The following is a 21,643-nucleotide window of genomic DNA, read 5'->3' on the forward strand; positions in this document are numbered from 1 at the left end:
ATTATATATTTTTATATAGTTATTTTACATAAGTTTTAAAGGAGGAATTTTTATATGTTCAAAATTATGTTAATAAAGGTTGGAGGAAGAGAGGAGAATGCTCCAAAAGTACAAGAGATTTTAACTGATTATGGGACTATAATAGAAACAAGACTTGGACTTCATCAAAATGATGGTAATGAGAGTAAAGGACTTATAATATTAAGATTAGAAGCAGATAAAGAAGAAAGTATAAAAGAACTTTACGAAAAATTAGATGCATTGCACAATGTAGTTGTTACAGTTGTTGATATTTAAATTAATTAATATTAGCTGTTTGACAAAAGAAAAAAACTATGATAGTATGAATCCAATAAAAACATACCTTTAAGTAGATTCAGAGAGATCGATAAGGAAGTTATATAATTGAGATTATGCCGTAGATTACATAGATGTAGAGGTTATAACGTCTTCCTTAAGGTAGGAAGACGTTTTTGTATAACTTTTCTTCTTTAAATTTAACACAGAGAGGTTAAAAAGGAGTGAACAATATGTTAAAAGGAAGACATTTAATAGATCCACAAGATTTTAAAGTGGAAGAACTAGAAGAAATTTTAGATTTAGCAAATAAAATAATAGCAAATCCAAGTAAGTACCAAGATTTATGCAAAGGTAAAATTTTGGCTACTCTTTTCTATGAACCAAGTACAAGAACAAGGCTTTCATTTGAAGCTGCTATGTTAAGACTTGGTGGTCAAGTAATTGGTTTTTCAGAGCCAAATTCAAGTTCTGTTTCAAAAGGAGAAAGTTTAAGTGATACTATTCAAATAGTAAGTGGTTATTCAGATATTATTGCAATAAGACATCCAAAAGAAGGTTCAGCAAAAGAAGCTTCAATTGCGTCTAGTGTTCCAGTTATAAATGCAGGGGATGGAGGACATCAACATCCAACTCAAACATTAACAGATCTTTTAACTATAAAAAATTTAAAAGGTAAATTACATGGAAATACAATAGCATTGTGTGGCGATTTAAAATTTGGAAGAACCGTGCATTCACTTATAAAGGCTTTATCAAGATATGAAAACAATAGATTTATTTTAATATCACCTAAAGAACTAAAATTACCAGATTATATAAAAAAAGACGTTTTAGATAAAAATAATATAGAGTATATAGAGATAGAAAGTCTAGAAGAAGGAATAAAAAATTCTGATATATTATATATGACAAGAATTCAAAAGGAAAGATTTGAAAATCAAGATGAATATGAAAGGCTTAAAGATGTTTATATTCTAAATGAAGAAAAAATGAAATTAGCAAAAATGGATACAATAGTTATGCATCCACTTCCAAGAGTAAATGAAATTGATGTTAAGGTAGATGAAGATAATAGAGCATGTTACTTTAAACAAGCACGTTTTGGGATGTATGTAAGAATGGCATTAATTGTTAAACTTTTAGGAGGTAAGTAAGATGAATTTACTTATTAAAAATGCTAATATAATAGATTTAAGTCATAATTTTTATGGCGATTTATATATAGAAGATGGTTTAATAAAAGAAATAGGGAAAGATTTAGAAAAAAATTGTGAAATAATAGATGCTAAAGGATTAACTTTAATGCCTTCATTTATAGATACTCATGTTCATTTTAGAGATCCTGGTTTTACTCACAAAGAGGATATTGAAACAGGTTCAAAAGCAGCAGTTAGAGGTGGATATACAACAGTTGTTTTAATGCCAAATACAAAGCCAACTTGTAGTTCTTTAGAAACATTTAATTATGTAATAGAGAAGACAAAAGAGATAGGACTTGTAGATGCATATCCAGTTGTGACTATAACTAAAGATTTAAATGGAGAAGATTTAAGTCATCTAGAAAGTTTCATTGGAAATAAAAACGTTAAAGCAATTTCAGATGATGGAAGAGGCGTTAATAATTCTAAAGTTATGTTAGAGGCTATGAATATAGCAAAAAAAAATAAATGGATAGTTATGTCGCATGCTGAAAGTGAGGAGTTTTCTAAGATAGATATGAGACTTGCTGAAAATATGATGACTTCAAGGGATGTGGAGCTTGCAAAGTACACAGGATGTAGACTTCATATGGCTCATGTTAGCACGATAGAAGCTATGAAATATATAATAGAAGGAAAAAAATCAGGAGCTAACATAACTTGTGAAGTTACTCCTCATCACATAGGATTAGATAATACAAAAAGTAATTATAGAGTAAATCCTCCTATAAGAGATAAAGAAGATGTAAGATTTTTAATAGATACTATAAAACTTGGATATGTTGATTGTATAGGAACAGATCACGCTCCTCATACTGATGAAGAAAAGGATAAAGGTTCTCCAGGAATGACTGGAATAGAACTTGCATTTCAGATATGTTATACGGTATTAGTTAAAAACAATGGATTAAGTTTAAATGATTTAAGTAGGATTATGAGTTATAATCCAGGAAAGATTTTAGGTTTAAATACAGGAAAACTTGAAATAGGATTTAATGGAGATTTAGTCTTAGTAGATTTAAATAAAAAGATAAAAATAGATAGAGAAAAACTAGTATCAAAGAGTAAAAACACGCCGTTTCATGGAGAAGATGTTTATGGAAATGTAGTTTTAACTATAAAGGGCGGAAAAATAGTATATAAAGGTGAATTTTAGGAGGATTATAAAATGATAGCTGATAAGTTATATGATAGAGTTGAAAAAAATGGAGTAGTTTGTGTAGGATTAGATACTAATTTATCTTATATACCAGAAGAATTTAAATCTAAATTTACAAATGAAGAGGATATGATTTTTAACTTCAATAAAGAAATAATTGATGCAACATTAGATGTTTCAGCTTGTTTTAAAGTTCAAATAGCTTATTATGAAGCATTGGGTATTAAAGGTCTTACGGCTTATAAAAAAACATTGAAATATTTAAGAGAGAAAGATGCCATTATAATAGCTGATATAAAAAGAGGGGATATAGCTGCTACAGCTTCAATGTATGCTAAGGCTCATTTTGAGGGAGATTTTGAGAGTGATTTTATAACTCTTAATCCATATATGGGAATGGATAGTATAGAGCCATATCTTCCTTATGTTGAAAAGAACAATAAAGGATTGTTTGTTTTAGTTAGAACTTCAAATGATGGTGCTAAAGATATAGAATATATAGAAACAAAAGATAAGAATAGAGTGTATGAAGTTGTTGGCGAAAAAGTGCATGAAATAGGAAAAAAATTTTTAGGGAAACATGGTTATAGCTCAATTGGTGGAGTTATGGGGTGTACACATGTTGAGGAAGCAATAAAAATGAGAGAAAAGTTAAATACAATGATGTTTTTAATACCAGGTTATGGCGCACAAGGTGGAACAGCATCTGATGTTGTTATGTATTTAAAAAATGGAAATGGTGGAGTTGTAAATTCATCAAGAAAGATTCTTTTAGCCCATAAAGCAATGGAAGACTCTAAACATTTCGCAGAGTGTTCAAGAAAAGAAGCAGTAGTTATGAGAGATGCTATAAAAAATGCAATTTTAGAATTAAAATAACGAAGAATAAAGGGAGCTAAAGAATATGAAAATGGATTACTTAAAGTCTGAAGTTAAAGAAAATGTGGAAATATGTAACGGAATTTATTCATTAAAAGTTATTCATGATACTATTGTTAAGCCGGGGCAATTTTACATGTTAAAGCCTAAAACAGCTTTTTTAGGAAGACCAATTAGTGTGTGTGAAGTTAATGGAAATGAAATAACTTTTGTATATGCAGTAGTTGGAAAGGGAACAGAAGAATTTAAAACTTTAAGAAATGGAGATATTATAGAGATTGTAGGACCTCTTGGAAATGGATTTGATACAAGCAAAGATTATGGAAAGGTAGCATTAGTTGGTGGCGGAATAGGTATTGCACCACTTGTTGAACTTTCTAAGGTTCTTAGAAAAAATAATGAAGATATAAAAATGGATTTTTATGGGGGTTATAGAGATGATGTTTATCTACAAGATGTTTTATTAAAGTATGTAGATGAGATAAGACTTTCAACTAACTCAGGAAAATATGGGCATAAAGGATTTATAACAGATATATTAGAGCTTTCAAAGTATGATACAGTTTTGTGTTGTGGACCGTCTGTAATGATGGAAAAAGTAGTTTCAATGTGCAAGGAAAAAGGAATTAATGTTTATGTATCTATGGAAAAACATATGGCTTGTGGTGTTGGCGCTTGTTTAGTTTGTACATGTAAAACAAAATCAGGAAATAAAAGAACTTGCAAAGATGGTCCGGTATTTAACGGATTTGATGTTGAGTTTTAAATTTGGAGGATAGACATATGTTAAAAGTTAATATAAGTGGTGTAGATTTTAAGAATCCAGTCATTGCAGCTTCAGGTACATTTGGATTTGGAAGTGAATATAACGAATTTTATGATGTAGGAATTTTAGGTGGGATAAGTTCAAAAGGTCTTACTCTTTTAGAGAAACAAGGCAATGATGGGATTAGGATATTTGAAACCCCACAAGGAATAATGAACTCAGTAGGTCTTCAAAATCCAGGAATAGATGCATTTATTGAAAGTGAACTTCCTAAGATGAGGAAATTTGGGAATGTGGTAATTGCCAATATTGGTGGTGCTACAATTGAAGATTATGAAAAGTCCGTGTCTAAAATAGATAAAACAGATGTGGATATGATAGAACTTAACATATCATGTCCTAATGTAAAATCAGGAGGAATGGCTTTTGGAATAAAAAGTGACGTAGCATACGAAGTTGTATCAAAGGTTAGAAAAGTTACAACAAAGCCATTAATGGTAAAATTATCTCCAAATGCAGAAGATATAACATCTATGGCAAAGGATTGTGAAAGAGCTGGAGCTGATTCGATATCGCTTATAAATACATTAAAAGCTATGGCGGTAGATGTAAACTCTAAAAAAGCAGTATTTAATAATATAACAGCAGGGCTTTCAGGTCCAGCTATAAAACCTGTAGCTCTTAGAATGGTCTACGAAGTTGTAAAATCTGTTGATATACCAGTAGTGGGTCTTGGAGGAATAATGACTTGGCAAGATGCATTGGAATTTTTAATGGTAGGTGCAACTGGAGTTCAAATCGGAACAGTGAATTTTGTAAATCCTAGAGCTGGAGTTGAAATTGTAAAAGGATTAGAAGATTACTGTAAAAGAGAAGGATTAAAGAGCATAAATGAAATTATAGGATGCATTAAATAAGATATATAATATAGAAAATAAATGATAAAAAGATATTTAGGAGGACATAAAAATGGTTATAGAAACATTAAAAGAAGTTGGAGCATTACTTGAAGGGCATTTTTTACTATCATCAGGAAGACATTCAAATAGATATTGTCAATGTGCAAAATTACTTCAACATCCAGACAAAGCTGCTAAGGTTTTAGAAGTTGTAGCTGATAAGATAAGAGAAAATAACATAGAGTGTGATTTAGTTGTAGGGCCTGCAATGGGAGGAGTTGTAGTTGCTTACGAACTTGGAAGGCAACTTGGAAAAACTGCAATATTTACTGAAAGAGTAGATGGGGAAATGACTCTAAGAAGAGGGTTTGAAATAAAGAAAGGACAAAGAGTTATAATTACTGAGGATGTTGTAACAACAGGAAAAAGTTTTAAAGAGGCTGCTAAGGTTATAGAGGAGCAGGGCGGAGTTGTTGTAGCAGTAATTTGTATAGTTGATAGAACATCAGGAAAAGTTACTGATTTTCCAATGTTTAGTGCAATAAAGCTTGATATAGAAAGCTATGACCCAGAAGATTGTCCTTTATGCAAAGAAGGGAAAATACCTTACGTAAAACCAGGTAGTAGAAATATAAAATAATTTTTAAAATTACATTAGAGTGTGTATTTAGTAATAGTATAGACATAGATTAAGGAGTAATAAAGGTTCTAATCTATGTCTTTTTATATATAAATATTATTGAGTATGTAAATATATATAAAAAAATTAAATAATAATTTAACAAAGTATTAATTAATTTTTAAATATATTGATTAAAAAATAATAATAAATTATACTTTTCACAAAGGTGCAAATTAAATGCACATTAATAAAAAATAAATATTAAAATCTAAAATATTTATAAAATATATTATTAATATAAAAAAATAGATATCTTTACAAAAATAGTATATTATGATAATATCATAGTATCGTAATGAAATTATTCTTTTTAAATTAATAAATTTCGTTAAAATTATGACAAATATTAGTATTTATAATTTGTCTTAGGGGAGGATTTTTTAATGTTTAAACAATGGGAAGGCTTTAATAAAGGCGCTTGGTCAGAAGGAATAGACGTAAGAAATTTTATACAAAAAAATTATACAGCTTATGAAGGTGATAAAAGTTTCTTAGTAGGACCTACTGAAAAAACTCAAAAAGTTTTTGATAAGGTACAAGCTTTGATAGTTGAAGAAATAAAAAAAGGTATTATAGATGTTTCAACTGATAGAGTTTCAGGAATAGATAACTATGATGCTGGTTATATAGATAAAGATAATGAAATTATAGTAGGTTTACAAACTGATGCACCTCTTAAGAGAATTGTAAATCCATTTGGCGGAATGAGAATGGTTGAAACATCTTTAAAAGAGTATGGATTTAAAATGGATGATGAAATAAGAAGTCATTTCAATTCATATAGAAAAACTCATAATCAAGGTGTTTTCCATGCCTATACTAAGGAAACAAGAGCTGCAAGATCTGCTGGGCTTTTAACAGGTCTTCCAGATGCATATGGTAGAGGTAGAATAATAGGCGATTATAGAAGAATAGCTCTTTATGGTATAGATTATTTAATAAATGAAAAACAAAAAGATTATGATAATATAGAAGCTACAACAGTAGAAGAAACTATAAGGTCAAGAGAAGAAGTTAGCATGCAAATAGAGGCTTTAAATGCTATAAAATCAATGGCAAATAGATATGGATATGATATATCAAGCCCTGCTACAAATGCTAGAGAAGCAGTTCAATGGTTATATTTTGGATATTTAGCTGCAGTAAAAGAAAATAATGGTGCAGCAATGTCATTTGGTAGAACTTCTACTTTCTTAGATATATATATAGAAAGAGATTTAAAAAATGGAGTTTTAACTGAGAGTGAAGCACAAGAGCTTGTAGATCAATTAATAATAAAGTTAAGACTTGTAAGACATTTAAGAACTCCAGAATATAATGAATTATTTGCAGGAGATCCAACTTGGGTAACTGAATCAATCGGTGGTATGGGTGTAAATGGAAAACCATTAGTTACTAAAAATTCATTTAGATATCTTCAAACATTAGTAAATTTAAGTCCAGCACCAGAACCAAACCTTACTGTTTTATGGTCTGATAGATTGCCAAAAGGCTTTAAAGATTTCTGCTCAGAGATATCAATAAAAACTGATTCTATTCAATATGAAAATGATGAAGTTATGAGACCTATGTATGGAGATGATTATGCAATAGCATGTTGTGTTTCTGCAATGCAAGTTGGAAAACAAATGCAATTCTTTGGAGCTAGAACAAATCTTGCAAAAGCACTTTTATACACTATAAATGGTGGAATAGATGAAAAATTAGGAAAAGTTGTAATAAAAGGATTAAAGCCAATAACTGATGAAGTTCTAGATTATAAATCATTAAAAGAGAATTATTATAAAGTTTTAGAGTATGTTGCAAATCTTTATGTGGATACAATGAATGTAATTCATTTTATGCATGATAAGTATGCTTATGAAGCTGGTCAAATGGCTCTTCATGATACAAAGGTTGGAAGACTTATGGCGTTTGGAATCGCAGGGCTTTCAGTTGTTGCTGACTCATTAAGTGCAGTAAAGTATGCTAAAGTTAAACCGATTAGAAATGAAAATGGTATAGCTGTTGATTTTGAAATAGAAGGAGATTTCCCTAAATACGGAAATGATGATGATAGAGTTGATGATATAGCTGTTGATGTTGTTAAGAAGTTCTCAAGTGAGCTTAAGAAGCATCCACTATATAGAAATGCTAAGCACACATTATCAGTGTTGACTATAACTTCAAATGTTGTTTATGGTAAGAAGACAGGTTCAACTCCAGACGGAAGAAAAGCGGGTGAAGCTTTTGCACCAGGAGCTAATCCTATGCATGGAAGAGATAATAGTGGAGCATTAGCTAGTTTGAATTCAGTTGCTAAAATACCATATTGTGAAGTTTGTGAAGATGGTGTATCTAATACATTTTCAATAGTTCCAGATGCTTTAGGAAAAAGTGAAGAAGAAAGGGTTAATAATCTTTCAGCACTTTTAGATGGGTATTTTAAACAAGGCGCACATCATTTAAATGTTAATGTATTTAACAGAGAAACATTAATAGATGCTATGGAAAATCCAGAAAAATATCCAACTTTAACAATTAGAGTTTCAGGATATGCAGTTAATTTTACAAGACTTACTAGAAATCAACAATTAGAGGTTATAAGCAGAACATTCCATACTTCAAGATAGTTTAATTTATAGAGTATAATAGATTGATATAAAAATAAGAGGGCTGTGTTAAAAGCTTAAATGATATTTAAATTTATGTAAAAGTAATTTTAAAGATTATTTATGATTTATACAGCCCTTAATTTATAAAATGTAAATAGTAATTTTAAAAGAATCAAATATTTAAATAAATTTTTATAACTAAGGGAGAGAAAAACGTGGTAAAAGGAAAAATTCATTCAATTGAAAGTATGGGACTTGTTGATGGACCTGGTATAAGGGTTGTTGTATTTATGCAAGGATGTAATATAAGATGTGCATATTGTCATAATCCAGATACTTGGGATAAAAATGGGGGAATGGAATATACACCATATGAGCTTGTGGAGAAGATAAAAAAATATAGAACTTATTTTGAATCATCAGGTGGTGGTGTAACTTTTTCTGGGGGAGAACCTCTTCTTCAAAAAGAATTTTTAATTCAAACGTTAAAACTTTGTAAGGAGGCCGGAATTCATACAACCATAGATACTGCTGGCGTTGGCGATGGAATGTATGAAGAAATTTTAAAATATACTGATCTTGTTTTATTTGATATAAAACATATAGATAGTGAAAAATATGAAAATTTAGTTAAACACTCTATAAATGAATCATTAAATTTTTTAAAAGTCGTTCAAGAAAAGGATAAAAAAATGTGGATTCGTCATGTTGTAGTTCCAGGAATTACAGATAGTAGAGAGCATTTAATTAATATTAAAAAATTTATTGATACTTTAAAAAATGTTGAGAGAGTGGAGCTTTTACCTTATCATGTTTTAGGAAGTAATAAGTATGAAGTAATGAAAATGAAGTATAGATTAGAAGGAGTAGAACCTATGGATAAGGAAAAACTTAAAAAAATGCAGAAGGAAATTTTTGATTGATTTCAATATAAATTATAAATAAATATAAGATTAAAAATAGTGTAAAATAGATGAATTTAGAAAAATCTATTTTACATTTTTTGTTTATTATATGATGAAATAATTTGGTAAGATGTAAATTTTTTATTAATCTATTTTATGAAAACGATATTTAAAACTATATTAACAATTAATAAATTGACATTAAAAATCTATAAATATATAATTAATTAATAAAAATATTAATAATAAAATATTAAAATAATATTAAAACAAATATTATATAATATTTTTGCTATATGTATAATAAAATATTTATCGTTTGAATACATATTTTACTGTTAAATTATAAAACTAACTAAAGAAGATGATGAGGAGGAAATAATGGATGAATTTGTTTAGAAAACAAAATGTTAATGATATAGTTTTAAAATCTAAAAATAGTAATAAGATGCGAACGTTAGGAACGCTAGATTTAATTCTTATGAGTATTGGAGCTGTTATAGGTACTGGTGTGTTGGTTTTACCAGGGGTGGTAGCGGCAACTACTGCTGGGCCTGGAGAAATTTTATCATTTATAATAGCAGGAATTGCATCTATATTTATAGTTTTATGTTATTCTGAGTTTTCATCATCAATTCCAAGTGCGGGTGGGTCTTATACATATGTTTATGTTGCATTAGGAGAGTTTCTTGCTTATATTGTTGGTATGGCTGTAATGTTTGGATATGTTTTGTCATTAGGTATCGTATCTAGTGGATGGGCTTCATATTTAAATTCATTTTTAGAAGTGTTTAACATAAGTATTCCTGATGTAATAAGTAAAGTTCCAGGTCAAGGGGGAATTGTAAATTTGCCAGCCATATTAGTTACACTTTTTATAATATTTATTTTATCTTTTGGGGGGGAAGAGAGTAAGAGTTTTAATAATATAGTTGTTGTGATTAAAATTTTAGTAATACTTTTATTTATAGTAGTAGGTGTATTTTACATAAAACCTGAAAATTGGACTCCCTTTTTACCTATGGGAATAGCAGGAGTAGCTAGTGGAGCTTCAACTTTATTTTTAGCTTATTCTGGATTTGATATTACAGCATCTGCAGCAGAAGAAACTAAAAATCCTCAAAAAACCTTACCTAAAGCCCTTATATTATCTATAGTTTCATGTATTATAATCTATTGTTTAGTAAGTTTTGTTTTGACAGGAATGATACCTTATAAAGAGCTTAATCAAGGGGATGCGTTAGCTTATGCTTTAATTAAAGTTGGACAAAATGTTGTTTCAGGTTTTTTATCTGTTGGAGCAATACTTGGAATATTAGCCATAATCTTTGCGGTAGGTTTTGGAACTTCTCGTATGTTTGCTAATATAGGAAAAGATAGGCTTATACCTAAAGTCTTTGCAAGAGAAAATAAGCAAGGTGTACCAACAGTATCTTTATGGAGTATAGGAATAATAGGAGCTATTTTGGGAGGATTTATAAATTTAAATAGTTTAGCGAACTCTGCAAGCATGGCTTTATTATTTGTATATCTTATGGTAGCATTATCAGTATTGGTATTTAGAAAAACTAATAGTGAATTTAAAAGAGAATTTAAAGTTCCTTTTGGGCCTGTTATACCTATAATTGCAATAATATGTTGTTTATTTCTAATGATAAATCTTTCATTGATGACATGGGTTTATTTTATAGCATTTTTAATATTCGCTATATTATTTTATTTTGCTTATTCAAGAAAGCATTCTAAATTAAATAAATAATAAAAATGGATCATTAAAAAATATTTTTTAATGATCCATTTTTATTGTTAAAAAAGTTAAAATATAAATTTCAAATAATAATATGGGAAAAATAAACATTGATTAAAATGCAAGAATAATATAAAATAATTCATATGCAAGTTTTAAAAAAAAAGATTCACGCAATATATAGCTATTAAATAGCTTAAAATAGTAATTTAAAATTGAAAATCAAATGAAATTTTAATAAATTGTGAATTATATAAAAAAAAAGTTTCATATATGATGTTTAAAAAGGTAAATATAAATAATGAGAATTATATTTGTAAAAAAAATATAAAAAATATGAAATTTTTTAAAAAAAACATTCATAAATGATTTGGCAAATTGGCATATATATTTAAATTTATTTAAAGAAAGGAAGAGTTAGTTGAATATATTAAAAAAGCAAGATCCCTATATATTTAAAACGGGAGATAAAAAAGAAAAGAAACGTCATTTAGGAGTTTTTGATTTAACATTAATGAGCATAGGGACTATTATAGGAACAGGTGTGCTAGTTTTACCAGGAGTAGTAGCTGCAACTATGGCAGGGCCTTCTGAAATAATTTCTTTTATAATTGCTGGGATAGCGTCTATATTAGTTGTCTTATGTTATGCAGAGTTTGCTTCATCTGTTCCAAGTGAAGGAGGGTCTTATACATATATATATGTTTCTTTAGGAGAAATATTTGCATATGTATGCGGTTTGGCTGTAGTCTTTGGATATGTTTTAGCAATAGGTGTAATTGCTAATGGATGGTCATCGTATTTGAATAATATTTTACAAACATTTGGAGTGGTCTTGCCTAAAGCAATCTCTACTATACCTGCAAATGGTGGTGTAGTAAATTTACCAGCTATATTGATTACACTTCTTATAATTTACATATTGTCTTTAGGAACTAGGGAAAGTAAAAAGTTTAACAACATAGTAGTTTTGGTAAAGATAAGTGCAATTGCTATATTCATAATAGTTGGAGTATTTTATGTAAAACCAGGAAATTGGGCAGTATTTATGCCATTTGGAATTGGAGGGGTATTTACAGGAGCATCAACATTGTTTTCAGCGTATACAGGTTTTGATATTACAGCATCAGCAGCAGAAGAAACTAAAAATCCACAAAAAACACTTCCTATAGCTCTTATATCTTCAATAGTTATTTGTGGGATTATTTATATAGTAGTATCACTTATAGTTACAGGAATAATTCCGTATAATGAATTAAATAAAAGTGATGCTTTAGCTTATGCTTTAACATTTGTAGGTCAACCAATACCAGCTACTATTTTATCTTGTGGGGCAGTATTTGGACTTTTATCAATAATATTTGCTAATTGTTTTGGAACATCTAGAATACTTTCAGCACTTAGTAGAGATAATTTGTTGCCTAAATTTTTAAATAAAAGTAATTCTAAAAATGTTCCGATTACAGCATTATTAATAGTAGGATTTGTGGGAGCTTTTTTGGGTGGATTTGTAAATTTAGAAGCATTAGCTCATCTTTGGACAATAGCGTTACTTTTTGTTTATTCAATGGTATCAATATCTCTTATAGTTTTTAGAAAAACAAATCCAGAATTTAAAAGAGGCTTCAAAACTCCGTTTGTGCCTATTATACCAATATTAGCAGCTGCATGCTGTGTATTTTTAATGATAAATATTTCGCTAATAATTTGGATTTATTTTATAATATTTTTATTAATAGCTATAATATTTTATTTTGTTTACTCAAGTAGGAATTCTAAATTAAATAAAAATAATTAAAAGAAGGTTATCTTATAACTTTAATCATGTTATAAGATAATCTTCTTTTAATTTGTTTAAAGTAAGTAATTTTTAATAATTGGCTTTATAGAATTTCATTATAAATGAATAATGAGTTTTAAAAAATATCATAAATATTTTTTAATTCAATAAAAGTGGATTTTAATTATTAAATTAATAATTTTTTATGCAGTTAATATGTAAATTTTTTAAAAAGTAAATTTTTTCTTATTGAAATAAATGCAAGAATGATATAAAATTATGCATAAGGAAGTGATGGATATATTAAAAATAAAATTAATATTATATAATTCCAACATAAAAATGTAGTATTTATGCGGATGATATAAAAGCAATTGTGATAATAAAAAGACATATATGAATAAATAATAAATTTAAAATTCATATGAATTATATAATATAATGATTATTCAAAAAAGTGTTAGACATTGGAGGTTGATTGAATGAGTTTAATAAGAAGGCAAGACCCTCATATGTTTAGAGGCGAAAGAAAGAGGGAAAACAAGCATGGGCTTGGAGTTATGGATTTAACTCTTATGAGTATTGGTGCTGTTATAGGTACAGGAGTGTTAGTTTTACCTGGGGTTGTAGCTGCCACAACGGCAGGACCTGCAGAGATTATATCATTTATAATAGCTGGAATAGCATCTATATTTGTTGTTTTATGTTATGCTGAATTTGGATCATCAATTCATAGTGCTGGAGGTTCTTATACATATATATATGTAGCATTAGGTGAAATTTTTGCATATGTTTCAGGTTTATCTGTGGTTTTTGGATATATTTTATCGTTAGGTTTAGCAGCTAGTGGATGGTCAGCTTATTTTCAAGGATTACTTGCAAATTTTAACATACATCTTCCAAGCTATTTGTCATTAAGCATTGCAAATGGTGGTTTTATAAATTTACCAGCAGTTTTAGTTACTCTTTTTATAGTGTATATATTATCTTTAGGAACTCAAGAGAGTAAGAGGTTTAATAATATTGTTGTTTTAATAAAGATAGCTGTAGTTATAATATTTATTTGTGTAGGCTTTTTCTATGTTAACACTAACAACTGGGCTGTATTTATGCCTTTTGGTTTTACTGGAATATTTAGTGGTGCATCAACTTTATTTTTAGCTTATACAGGGTTTGATATTACAGTTTCAGCAGCGGAGGAAAGTAAAAATCCTCAAAAAACTTTGCCTATAGCGTTAATATCATCAATAGTTATATGTGCAGTAATTTATATAATAGTGTCTTTGATTGTAACAGGGATGATTCCGTTTGGAGAACTTGATAAATCAGATGCATTAGCTTATGCACTTGAATTTGTTGGACAACATTTAGCAGCTGGTATACTGTCAATAGGGGCTGTAATTGGACTTTTATCAATAATATTTGCTAATTGTTTTGGAACATCTAGAATACTTTCAGCACTTAGTAAAGATAGGCTTATACCAAGAGTATTAGAGAAAAAAAATTCTAAAAATGTACCAATAATTTCTTTATGGGTAGTTGGAGGAATAGGTGCTATTTTAGGAGGATTTGCAAATCTTAATCAGTTAGCAGATTTATCTACTATGTCATTGCTTTTAGTATATTTATTAGTATCAGTATCTGTTATAGTTTTTAGAAAAACAAATCCAGAATTTAAAAGAGGATTTAAAACTCCATTTGTACCTATTGTCCCAATTCTATCTATATTATGTTGTGGTTTTTTAATAGTTAGCTTATCATTAACTGTATGGATTGAATTTGGAATATTTTTAGCTGTAATACTTATATTTTACTTTGTATATTCACGTAAAAAAGTTGGAGCTTATGCTAAAAAACAAGAAAAGTTAAAAATTTCAAAGAATCCTCAAATAGTGGAGGAGTTTAATTAATAAAATAAGAGACTGAATTATTCAGTCTCTTATTTACTTTCAAAAAATAGATTTAAATTAATTATTATATAAATCAGTTACTATTTCGTATTTTACAAAATTACCACATAATAAAATGTATATAATATAAAATATGATAGATAGAATATTAATAAGTATAAGTATTAATAAAAATTCATTTATTGTAGAAAATTTTATAAGTATTTCGGCAATGAAAATAGATGTAAAATATGAAAGAACGACACACAAGCAGTTAAAAGAAGTTATTTTTTTATATTTGGTTTTACATTCAAACATTGTATTTCTTTTGAAGTTGTAATATTTGTATTTAAGCGTTGAAGCAAAGTAAATCTGGTACAACAATTAGGACATTTCAAAGTATTTCTCCTTTTGTAGAAATTATCTACTTAAGTTAGATTAAATCATACCCCAACATTATATATCATTTAATATTAAAAATAAATAAATTTTACATAAATATAAAATTTTAAATTAGAAAATAAAGAGTTTTTTATTATAAATATGCATATACAAATTTAATTGATATTTTATATAAAACACTAATAGTTTTTAGTTATTTTTTAAATAAGTACATAATAAAATACTGAAATAAAATGACAAAGGCTTCCCACTATTATAAAGATATGAAAAATTTCATGATGTCCAAAGCGACCTAATTTTAATGTTTTAGGTTTTAATCCGTAAATTATACCTCCTATTGTATAAAATATACCACCTAAAAGTAACCATAAAAAAGCATATAAGCTTATTACTTTATATAGGGGAAAACTAAATAAAGCAATCCAACCCATTCCTATATAAAGTGCTGTTGAAAGCCACCTTGGGCAATTAAACCAAAACATTTTAAATAAAATTCCAGCAATGGTTAGGGTAATTATTATTGTAGTTAGGATTATTCTGGCTTTTCCTTGTAAAAGAATTAAATAAAAAGGCATATAACTTCCACAAATTAAAATAAAGATCATTGAATGGTCAAGTCTTCTAAAAAAAGCTATAACTTTAGGATTTCCTATAATTAAATGATAAATAGAAGATGTGGAATATAATAAAATTAAACTTACTCCGAAAATAGTGACAGATACTAAAGATAAAGTAGAGCTATTTAATGCTAAAGCTTTTTCTAACATAAGTATTAAGGCTATTAAAGATAAAAATGCTCCAATTAAGTGAGTTAAACTGTTTAAAGGTTCTCTTAAATATTTTTCCATATTAACCTCCTGGGATATAATGTTAATATAATACTATATAAATATAATAAAAACAATATATAGTTTTAAAAACTATATATCATAATATTATAATAATATGATATATACTGATAAATGTTAATAATAAAAAATATAATTTTTAAACTAGTACAATAATATTGATTTTATTAAGAAAAGATAATAAAATATATAGGAAAAGTGATATATAGTTTTTAAAACCGTATGATAGGAGAGTAGGATTGTGAAAGATATAAATTCTTTAGTAGAGGATGTAAAAATCAATAACTTTATTACCTTAGAAGATATACCAGATATAGACCTTTATATGGATCAAGTAATTCAACTTTTTGAAAATAAATTAGGATATTTAAAAAGAAATGAAGAAGATAAAATATTAACCAAGACCATGATAAATAATTATTCTAAGGGAAATCTTTTTATGGACATAAAGAATAAAAAGTATAGCAAAAATCATATAATTTTAATAATATTAATTTATGAACTTAAAAGTGTTATATCTATTCCAGATATAAAGGTTGCGTTTAATAATATAGTTAAAAGTTATGATGAAAATAGTGCAGATAAAATTGATTTAGAAAATCTTTATAAAAAGCATTTAAAAATGATAAGTAAAAATGATGATGATATTAAAGAAGAAATTTTAAATATAACAAAAGAATTAGAAAATTTAAATGCAGAGGAAGAAAAATTACTTCTTTTAACATATTTAGCTGCAAAGGCAAATATGTATAAACGGCTTTGTGAAAAAATTGTAGATGATTTATTTTAACAATGTCGTAAAAGAAAGTTATATCAACTAAACATAAAAAAATTATCACAATGAATAAATAAAACTCATATATTGTATTAAGATAATGTTTAGGAGGTTTACATTTTGGATAAAAATATTAACCTAGATGAATTTGTTAAATATTTACAAGATGAATATGATCCATGCAATATATGTAATTATGATGACTTGGGAGAATGTGATCAATGGGATCCACCTCAATCTGGAATGGGCAGAATAATAGTTACAAGCGTTTTATGCTGTGAAGATGGTGAACCATTAGAAGATGTTGAAATAGAATTATATTTAATTAATGATTGTAAGGCGCCTGGATTTAAGCTTATAGATTGTAAATCTACAGATAAAGAAGGAAAAGTTGTTTTTAGGTGTTTAAATAGTGGTAGTTATGCAATTAGAGAAGTAGTTCCTGATAACTGTTTAATTCCAAAGTATGATAGAGATTTTAGAATAGAATTAACTGATAATAATCCAGAAGGTAGGATAACAGTAATAAATTTGCCACCACGCAAACATCATAAACATCAATGCAATTGTTAGAAAATATAAAAGTTTTAAAGTATATAACCTTTAACAATTTGTTAGAGGTTATATATTTTTTTATGATATAATTAATTGCTAAAAGGTAAGAAAGACATGAAAGGATGGATACATATTATGAAGATTAGAATAAAATATTTTGAAAATGCTGTTAAATTAAAGAAAATATCAAAAGGTAATTGGATTGATGTATATGCAAATAAAGATGTATTTGTGGAAGAGGGGGATAGGGCTATGATTCCTTTAGGGTTTGCACTAGAGCTTCCAACTGGATGGGAAGGACATTTAGCTCCAAGAAGTTCAACATTTAAAACATGGGGAATAATACAAACAAATTCAGTAGGGGTAGTTGACGATACTTATATAGGGGATAATGACCAATGGCATATGCCAATATTTTGCCTTAAGGGAAAAGATATTATTTTAGAAGATGGAAAAGAGAAAGTTGGTACTTGGATTAAAAAAGGCGATAAAATTGGACAATTTAGGATAATGGAGGTCATGCCACAGATTGAATTTGAAGAGGTTGAACACTTTGGAAATGCTGATCGTGGTGGATTTGGAAGTACAGGAATAAAATAAAATTATATTAAAACATATATTATTAAAAAGTTGGATTTTAGATATGCTAGAAAAACTTAGATTTTATCTAAAATCAACTCTTTATTTTAAATAAACAATTAAATTTCGCTTTTTACTGGTATAGATATTTTTATTATATAATCGTCTATGTTTGGGGTAACAAATTCATCTATTAAAACTTGTTCATAAGAACATCCTGATATGGTGAGTTTATTTTTGTTTATAAAATTTAAAATTTTTTTATATGCAATGTAAGTTTTATCATAATATCCTTTTGAGTAGCCCACAACATATGTTCCTTCTTTTTTGATTTTAATATTTTGTATAGAAAAGTTTTTGTTTACCTTTGTAAAATACCTTTCATACTCTGTAAAATTACCTTTCTCTAAATTTTCCTTTGAAATAGTTATTCCCACAGGGTAACCTATATTTAGATTATTATCAAAACAGTATGTTAGGTGACAAAGGTATTCTTGAAGGTCAAAAAAATCTTCGGCATTATTATTAAGTTTGTTGCTAAAAATTAAATATTCTTCTTTTTGAATTTCTATATAAATATCATTATTGAAATTTTCACCTTCATTTATAATCTTAACTTTATTTAAAAGGCTTTGTTTTTTTAGCTCAAGGCGTGTAATTTCCTTTTCTAATTCATCAATTTCAAAGTTTAAGATGTTTATAATATCTTTAGGATTTCTTTTATCTATAAATTTCTTAATTTCTTTAAGATTCATACCAACATCTTTTAATGTATATATTGCATTTAGTAACTCAATTTGAGTATTTGAGTAAAGTCTATATCCATTAGGGAGAATTTTTTCAGGTTTGAAGAGCCCTATTTCATCATAATAAAAAAGGGTTTTTTTACTTATACCAAATAGTTTAGCAAATTTTCCTGTTGGGAAATAAATTTTTTTTAATTCTGACATTTTTAATTACCTCTCTTGACTATAACCTTACGGGATACTTTAGTATATATTATACATGAATTTTATATTTTACTGAGGAGGTTTTATGAAAAATTTATTTGATAGAGAAATCACATTTTTATCAATTATAAAGTTTACAATTCCAACTGTTATAATGATGGTGTTTTTCTCAATGTATACTATTATAGATGGTGTTTTTATATCTAGATTTGTAGGAGCAGATGCATTATCGTCAGTAAATATAGTTTATCCTGTTATAAGTTTATTAACTGCAATAGCAGTTATGTTTGCAACGGGGGGTAGTGCTATTGTAGCTAAAACAATGGGAGAAAAAAGATTAGAAGAAGCGAGAGAAAAATTTACTCTTATAACGGTTTGTTCAATATTTTTTGGAATTATTGTTGCAGTTTTATGTATTTTATTTATAAAACCTATAATTATGTTTCTTGGTTCTATCGATAATCTATATAACAATTGTTATTATTACCTTTTGATAATGATAATATTTACTCCTTTTCTAATTTTGAAAATGTATTTTGACTATTTTTTTGTTACAGCAGGTAAGGCAAGACTAGGACTTGTAACTTCCATATTAGGTGGAATTATTAATGTAGTATTAGATTATGTGTTTATTGTAATTTTTAAAATGGGCGTATCAGGAGCGGCTTTTGCAACAAGCATAGGATATGCTATACCTTCAATTATCGGAATAATTTATTTCTTAGACAAAAAAAATACACTTTATTTTGTAAAATTTAAATTTGATTTTAATACTATAAAAAATAGTTGTACAAATGGTATTTCAGAGATGGTTACACAATTATCATCAGCTGTAACTACTTTTGTATATAATATAGTTATGATTAATTTTTTAGGTGCAGATGGGGTAGCTTCTATAACAATTATACTTTATGTTAATTTTCTATTAATAGCTGTTTATTTAGGATTTACATCAGGCATAGCACCTTGGATAAGTTATAATTTTGGAAGCAAAAATGCGAAGCAGTTAAAGAAAATAATAAAATATAGCTATATTTATATATTTTTATTTTCATTAATTTCATTTATAGTTTCTAGATTAGGTTCAGAAATTTTAATAGGAGCTTTTGCAGTTAAGGGGACAGATGTATATAATATATCTTTAAATGGATTTGATATTTTTTCATTTAGTTTCTTAATAAGTGGATTTAACATGTTTACCATAGGTATGTTTACTGCCTTTTCTAATGGAAAAATATCGGCTGTAATATCACTTATGAGAACATTGGTATTGTTTTTAATAGGAATTAGTGTATTCCCAGCTTTTTTAGGAGTAAATGGAGTTTGGATTGTAGTTCCTTTCTCAGAAATTTTAACTTTAATTTTAGGACTTACTTTTGTTTATAAGTTTAGAGATGAATACATGTATGGAAATATTTTGTTAAAATCTTATAATTGTATAAAAAATTAATGTAAGAAGTTTATATTAATTGTTTAAAGATGTTATAAAAAAGAGGATTAAAATTTTAATCCTCTTTTTTCAGCAGTTAGATAAAAAGTTTTATATCATCATATTTGCTAACATTTTTATCTTTTGATATTATATAAATTATTGCTATAAATGATGCTATGGAAATTAAGGCAAAAGCTGATTCCATTATATAAATGTTTGACAAAATAAATATTAACGAATCTGAAAGACCATGTAAAAGTATGCCAAGTATTAAATAAATTAAATTCTTATGTTTAACTGCGTAAAACGCAAATAAAGCAAAAGATATGTGAGCAACTAGGGCAAAAAGTCTTTCAAAGCTTGCCATATATGATATTGATATAAAGTTTCCATTAAGTATTGATAATATAATTGGTAATGATACTATTATTAAGTTTTCACAAAATCCATGAGATAATCCAATTATAAGCCCATTTCCTAATGTATTTTTCTTTAATACAAATCTAAATGCAATATAATCTGCTCCTACTTCGACTAAACCAGCTGATAAAGCTAAAAGTATTTGCTTAGGAAAGGTATTGCTATAAGATATCCCGATAGATGTTAGGTAATAAAGTATAGGAAGTCTAATTAAAACTTGTGGTATAAAGAAAGTTAAAAATCCAATTATAAAAGTACTAAAGTTTAATTTTGTTTTAGAATAAATATAGATACTCAGTGCAATTGGAAGAATCAATGCTATAATAAAAAATATAATTATACTCATTTATAAAACCTCTATTTTAAATTATTTAAGATATATTCCAGCGACTTTATTATTAGTATCAAATGATAAAGTTATTTGCACATTATCTCCTTTAGTAAACAATCCATTAAATATTAAAACATCATATTTACCTGATTTTACAGCTTCTTTAAATGTTGCAGATTTAAATTCACCAAAAGTATCTTTAGTAGCTTTAACGACATTTTCAAAAGTACCATTTGTATTCATGTCGGTAGTTGTTAATGATTCATATGAGTTTAAATCATTTTGATTAATGCTTGTCATAAATTCATTTAATATATTAGTATCAGTAGTTATTTGTTCTTGTGATAAAGTTAATGGGGTATTTTTATTTTGTTGAATGTTTAAATAAATAAATGTACCTCCAATAATTACACATAAAGCTATTATAATTGTGATAATTGCTTTACTTTTTCGCTTCATATTAATTCCCCCTTTTTATAGTATACATATTACACGAAGTTGAAATTATATTCAAATAAAACAATTTAAGGAATATAGAGTTATAAGGTGTTT

The 21,643-nt window shown here is 27.2% G+C and carries 20 protein-coding genes; 16 read left to right on the forward strand and 4 right to left on the reverse strand.

The window, feature by feature from the left end; genetic code table 11:
• Positions 1 to 54: 54 nt before the first annotated feature.
• From HH195_RS04015 to HH195_RS04070, 12 genes are all read left to right on the forward strand, one after another.
• Positions 55 to 297: a hypothetical protein gene (locus HH195_RS04015; protein ID WP_055257824.1), complete on the forward strand. Its 243-nt coding sequence runs from the start codon at positions 55 to 57 to the stop codon at positions 295 to 297.
• A gap of 233 nt (positions 298 to 530) precedes the next feature.
• Complete coding sequence (gene pyrB / locus HH195_RS04020; protein WP_055257822.1) at positions 531 to 1,454, forward strand: aspartate carbamoyltransferase; 924 nt, start codon at positions 531 to 533, stop codon at positions 1,452 to 1,454.
• Between the two features lies 1 nt (position 1,455).
• On the forward strand, positions 1,456 to 2,655 hold the full coding sequence (locus tag HH195_RS04025) for a dihydroorotase (RefSeq protein WP_196371670.1): 1,200 nt from the start codon (positions 1,456 to 1,458) through the stop codon (positions 2,653 to 2,655).
• 12 nt (positions 2,656 to 2,667) lie between these two features.
• A complete protein-coding gene (gene pyrF / locus HH195_RS04030) occupies positions 2,668 to 3,537 on the forward strand; it encodes an orotidine-5'-phosphate decarboxylase (protein WP_196371671.1) in 870 nt (289 codons plus the stop codon).
• 25 nt (positions 3,538 to 3,562) lie between these two features.
• Positions 3,563 to 4,303, forward strand: coding sequence for a dihydroorotate dehydrogenase electron transfer subunit (locus HH195_RS04035; protein WP_196371672.1), 741 nt, complete (start codon positions 3,563 to 3,565; stop codon positions 4,301 to 4,303).
• Between the two features lie 17 nt (positions 4,304 to 4,320).
• Positions 4,321 to 5,220 carry a dihydroorotate dehydrogenase gene (locus HH195_RS04040; protein ID WP_196371673.1) on the forward strand — a complete coding sequence of 300 codons (900 nt, stop codon included), beginning with the start codon at positions 4,321 to 4,323 and terminating at the stop codon, positions 5,218 to 5,220.
• A gap of 52 nt (positions 5,221 to 5,272) precedes the next feature.
• On the forward strand, positions 5,273 to 5,842 hold the full coding sequence (gene pyrE, locus HH195_RS04045) for an orotate phosphoribosyltransferase (protein ID WP_058993215.1): 570 nt from the start codon (positions 5,273 to 5,275) through the stop codon (positions 5,840 to 5,842).
• A gap of 425 nt (positions 5,843 to 6,267) precedes the next feature.
• Positions 6,268 to 8,496, forward strand: coding sequence for a formate C-acetyltransferase (gene pflB, locus HH195_RS04050; protein ID WP_196371674.1), 2,229 nt, complete (start codon positions 6,268 to 6,270; stop codon positions 8,494 to 8,496).
• Between the two features lie 197 nt (positions 8,497 to 8,693).
• Positions 8,694 to 9,401, forward strand: a complete 708-nt coding sequence (pflA, locus tag HH195_RS04055) for a pyruvate formate-lyase-activating protein (RefSeq protein WP_196371675.1) — start codon at positions 8,694 to 8,696, stop codon at positions 9,399 to 9,401.
• 367 nt (positions 9,402 to 9,768) lie between these two features.
• Positions 9,769 to 11,142, forward strand: coding sequence for an amino acid permease (locus tag HH195_RS04060; protein ID WP_196371676.1), 1,374 nt, complete (start codon positions 9,769 to 9,771; stop codon positions 11,140 to 11,142).
• 409 nt (positions 11,143 to 11,551) lie between these two features.
• Positions 11,552 to 12,928 carry an amino acid permease gene (locus HH195_RS04065; protein ID WP_196371677.1) on the forward strand — a complete coding sequence of 459 codons (1,377 nt, stop codon included), beginning with the start codon at positions 11,552 to 11,554 and terminating at the stop codon, positions 12,926 to 12,928.
• Between the two features lie 464 nt (positions 12,929 to 13,392).
• Complete coding sequence (locus HH195_RS04070) at positions 13,393 to 14,820, forward strand: amino acid permease (protein WP_196371678.1); 1,428 nt, start codon at positions 13,393 to 13,395, stop codon at positions 14,818 to 14,820.
• 581 nt (positions 14,821 to 15,401) lie between these two features.
• On the opposite strand, the gene trhA is transcribed toward HH195_RS04070, so the two are convergent.
• Positions 15,402 to 16,049, reverse strand: a complete 648-nt coding sequence (gene trhA, locus HH195_RS04075) for a PAQR family membrane homeostasis protein TrhA (RefSeq protein WP_196371679.1) — start codon at positions 16,047 to 16,049, stop codon at positions 15,402 to 15,404.
• A gap of 241 nt (positions 16,050 to 16,290) precedes the next feature.
• On the opposite strand from trhA, the gene HH195_RS04080 reads away from it, so the two are divergent.
• The 3 genes from HH195_RS04080 to HH195_RS04090 all read left to right on the forward strand — a co-directional run bounded on the left by HH195_RS04080 (position 16,291) and on the right by HH195_RS04090 (position 17,979).
• The gene (locus tag HH195_RS04080) at positions 16,291 to 16,839 is read left to right on the forward strand and encodes a DUF1836 domain-containing protein (protein ID WP_195924511.1); all 549 of its coding nucleotides are present in this window, start codon (positions 16,291 to 16,293) and stop codon (positions 16,837 to 16,839) included.
• Positions 16,840 to 16,944: 105 nt separating this feature from the next.
• Entirely contained in the window at positions 16,945 to 17,397 is a 453-nt protein-coding gene (locus HH195_RS04085) for a prealbumin-like fold domain-containing protein (protein WP_055257797.1), read from the forward strand.
• 117 nt (positions 17,398 to 17,514) lie between these two features.
• Positions 17,515 to 17,979: a dUTP diphosphatase gene (locus HH195_RS04090; protein ID WP_058993230.1), complete on the forward strand. Its 465-nt coding sequence runs from the start codon at positions 17,515 to 17,517 to the stop codon at positions 17,977 to 17,979.
• A 98-nt stretch (positions 17,980 to 18,077) separates the two neighbouring features.
• On the opposite strand, the gene HH195_RS04095 is transcribed toward HH195_RS04090, so the two are convergent.
• On the reverse strand, positions 18,078 to 18,908 hold the full coding sequence (locus tag HH195_RS04095; RefSeq protein ID WP_058993232.1) for a MerR family transcriptional regulator: 831 nt from the start codon (positions 18,906 to 18,908) through the stop codon (positions 18,078 to 18,080).
• 85 nt (positions 18,909 to 18,993) lie between these two features.
• Here HH195_RS04095 and HH195_RS04100 point away from each other — a divergent pair, with 85 nt between their 5' ends.
• The gene (locus tag HH195_RS04100; RefSeq protein ID WP_196371680.1) at positions 18,994 to 20,358 is read left to right on the forward strand and encodes an MATE family efflux transporter; all 1,365 of its coding nucleotides are present in this window, start codon (positions 18,994 to 18,996) and stop codon (positions 20,356 to 20,358) included.
• Between the two features lie 76 nt (positions 20,359 to 20,434).
• Here HH195_RS04100 and HH195_RS04105 read toward each other — a convergent pair whose 3' ends face one another.
• Positions 20,435 to 21,106 carry a YhfC family glutamic-type intramembrane protease gene (locus tag HH195_RS04105; RefSeq protein ID WP_055257790.1) on the reverse strand — a complete coding sequence of 224 codons (672 nt, stop codon included), beginning with the start codon at positions 21,104 to 21,106 and terminating at the stop codon, positions 20,435 to 20,437.
• 21 nt (positions 21,107 to 21,127) lie between these two features.
• Positions 21,128 to 21,550, reverse strand: a complete 423-nt coding sequence (locus HH195_RS04110; RefSeq protein WP_055257788.1) for a DUF3887 domain-containing protein — start codon at positions 21,548 to 21,550, stop codon at positions 21,128 to 21,130.
• Positions 21,551 to 21,643: the final 93 nt, after the last annotated feature.

It is taken from the genome of Candidatus Sarcina troglodytae (assembly GCF_015708635.1).
Lineage (GTDB): Bacteria > Bacillota > Clostridia > Clostridiales > Clostridiaceae > Sarcina > Sarcina ventriculi.

What these genes read in the sequence shown, in the direction of transcription:
- pyrE (WP_058993215.1), top strand. Translation starts at nt 5,273, where the DNA reads ATGGTTATAGAAACATTAAAAGAAGTTGGAGCATTACTTGAAGGGCAT.
- HH195_RS04090 (WP_058993230.1), top strand. Translation starts at nt 17,515, where the DNA reads ATGAAGATTAGAATAAAATATTTTGAAAATGCTGTTAAATTAAAGAAA.
- pyrF (WP_196371671.1), top strand. Translation starts at nt 2,668, where the DNA reads ATGATAGCTGATAAGTTATATGATAGAGTTGAAAAAAATGGAGTAGTT.
- HH195_RS04025 (WP_196371670.1), top strand. Translation starts at nt 1,456, where the DNA reads ATGAATTTACTTATTAAAAATGCTAATATAATAGATTTAAGTCATAAT.
- HH195_RS04110 (WP_055257788.1), bottom strand. Translation starts at nt 21,550, where the DNA reads ATGAAGCGAAAAAGTAAAGCAATTATCACAATTATAATAGCTTTATGT.
- trhA (WP_196371679.1), bottom strand. Translation starts at nt 16,049, where the DNA reads ATGGAAAAATATTTAAGAGAACCTTTAAACAGTTTAACTCACTTAATT.
- HH195_RS04070 (WP_196371678.1), top strand. Translation starts at nt 13,393, where the DNA reads ATGAGTTTAATAAGAAGGCAAGACCCTCATATGTTTAGAGGCGAAAGA.
- pyrB (WP_055257822.1), top strand. Translation starts at nt 531, where the DNA reads ATGTTAAAAGGAAGACATTTAATAGATCCACAAGATTTTAAAGTGGAA.
- HH195_RS04100 (WP_196371680.1), top strand. Translation starts at nt 18,994, where the DNA reads ATGAAAAATTTATTTGATAGAGAAATCACATTTTTATCAATTATAAAG.
- HH195_RS04040 (WP_196371673.1), top strand. Translation starts at nt 4,321, where the DNA reads ATGTTAAAAGTTAATATAAGTGGTGTAGATTTTAAGAATCCAGTCATT.
- HH195_RS04035 (WP_196371672.1), top strand. Translation starts at nt 3,563, where the DNA reads ATGAAAATGGATTACTTAAAGTCTGAAGTTAAAGAAAATGTGGAAATA.
- HH195_RS04105 (WP_055257790.1), bottom strand. Translation starts at nt 21,106, where the DNA reads ATGAGTATAATTATATTTTTTATTATAGCATTGATTCTTCCAATTGCA.
- pflB (WP_196371674.1), top strand. Translation starts at nt 6,268, where the DNA reads ATGTTTAAACAATGGGAAGGCTTTAATAAAGGCGCTTGGTCAGAAGGA.
- HH195_RS04015 (WP_055257824.1), top strand. Translation starts at nt 55, where the DNA reads ATGTTCAAAATTATGTTAATAAAGGTTGGAGGAAGAGAGGAGAATGCT.
- HH195_RS04095 (WP_058993232.1), bottom strand. Translation starts at nt 18,908, where the DNA reads ATGTCAGAATTAAAAAAAATTTATTTCCCAACAGGAAAATTTGCTAAA.
- HH195_RS04060 (WP_196371676.1), top strand. Translation starts at nt 9,769, where the DNA reads ATGAATTTGTTTAGAAAACAAAATGTTAATGATATAGTTTTAAAATCT.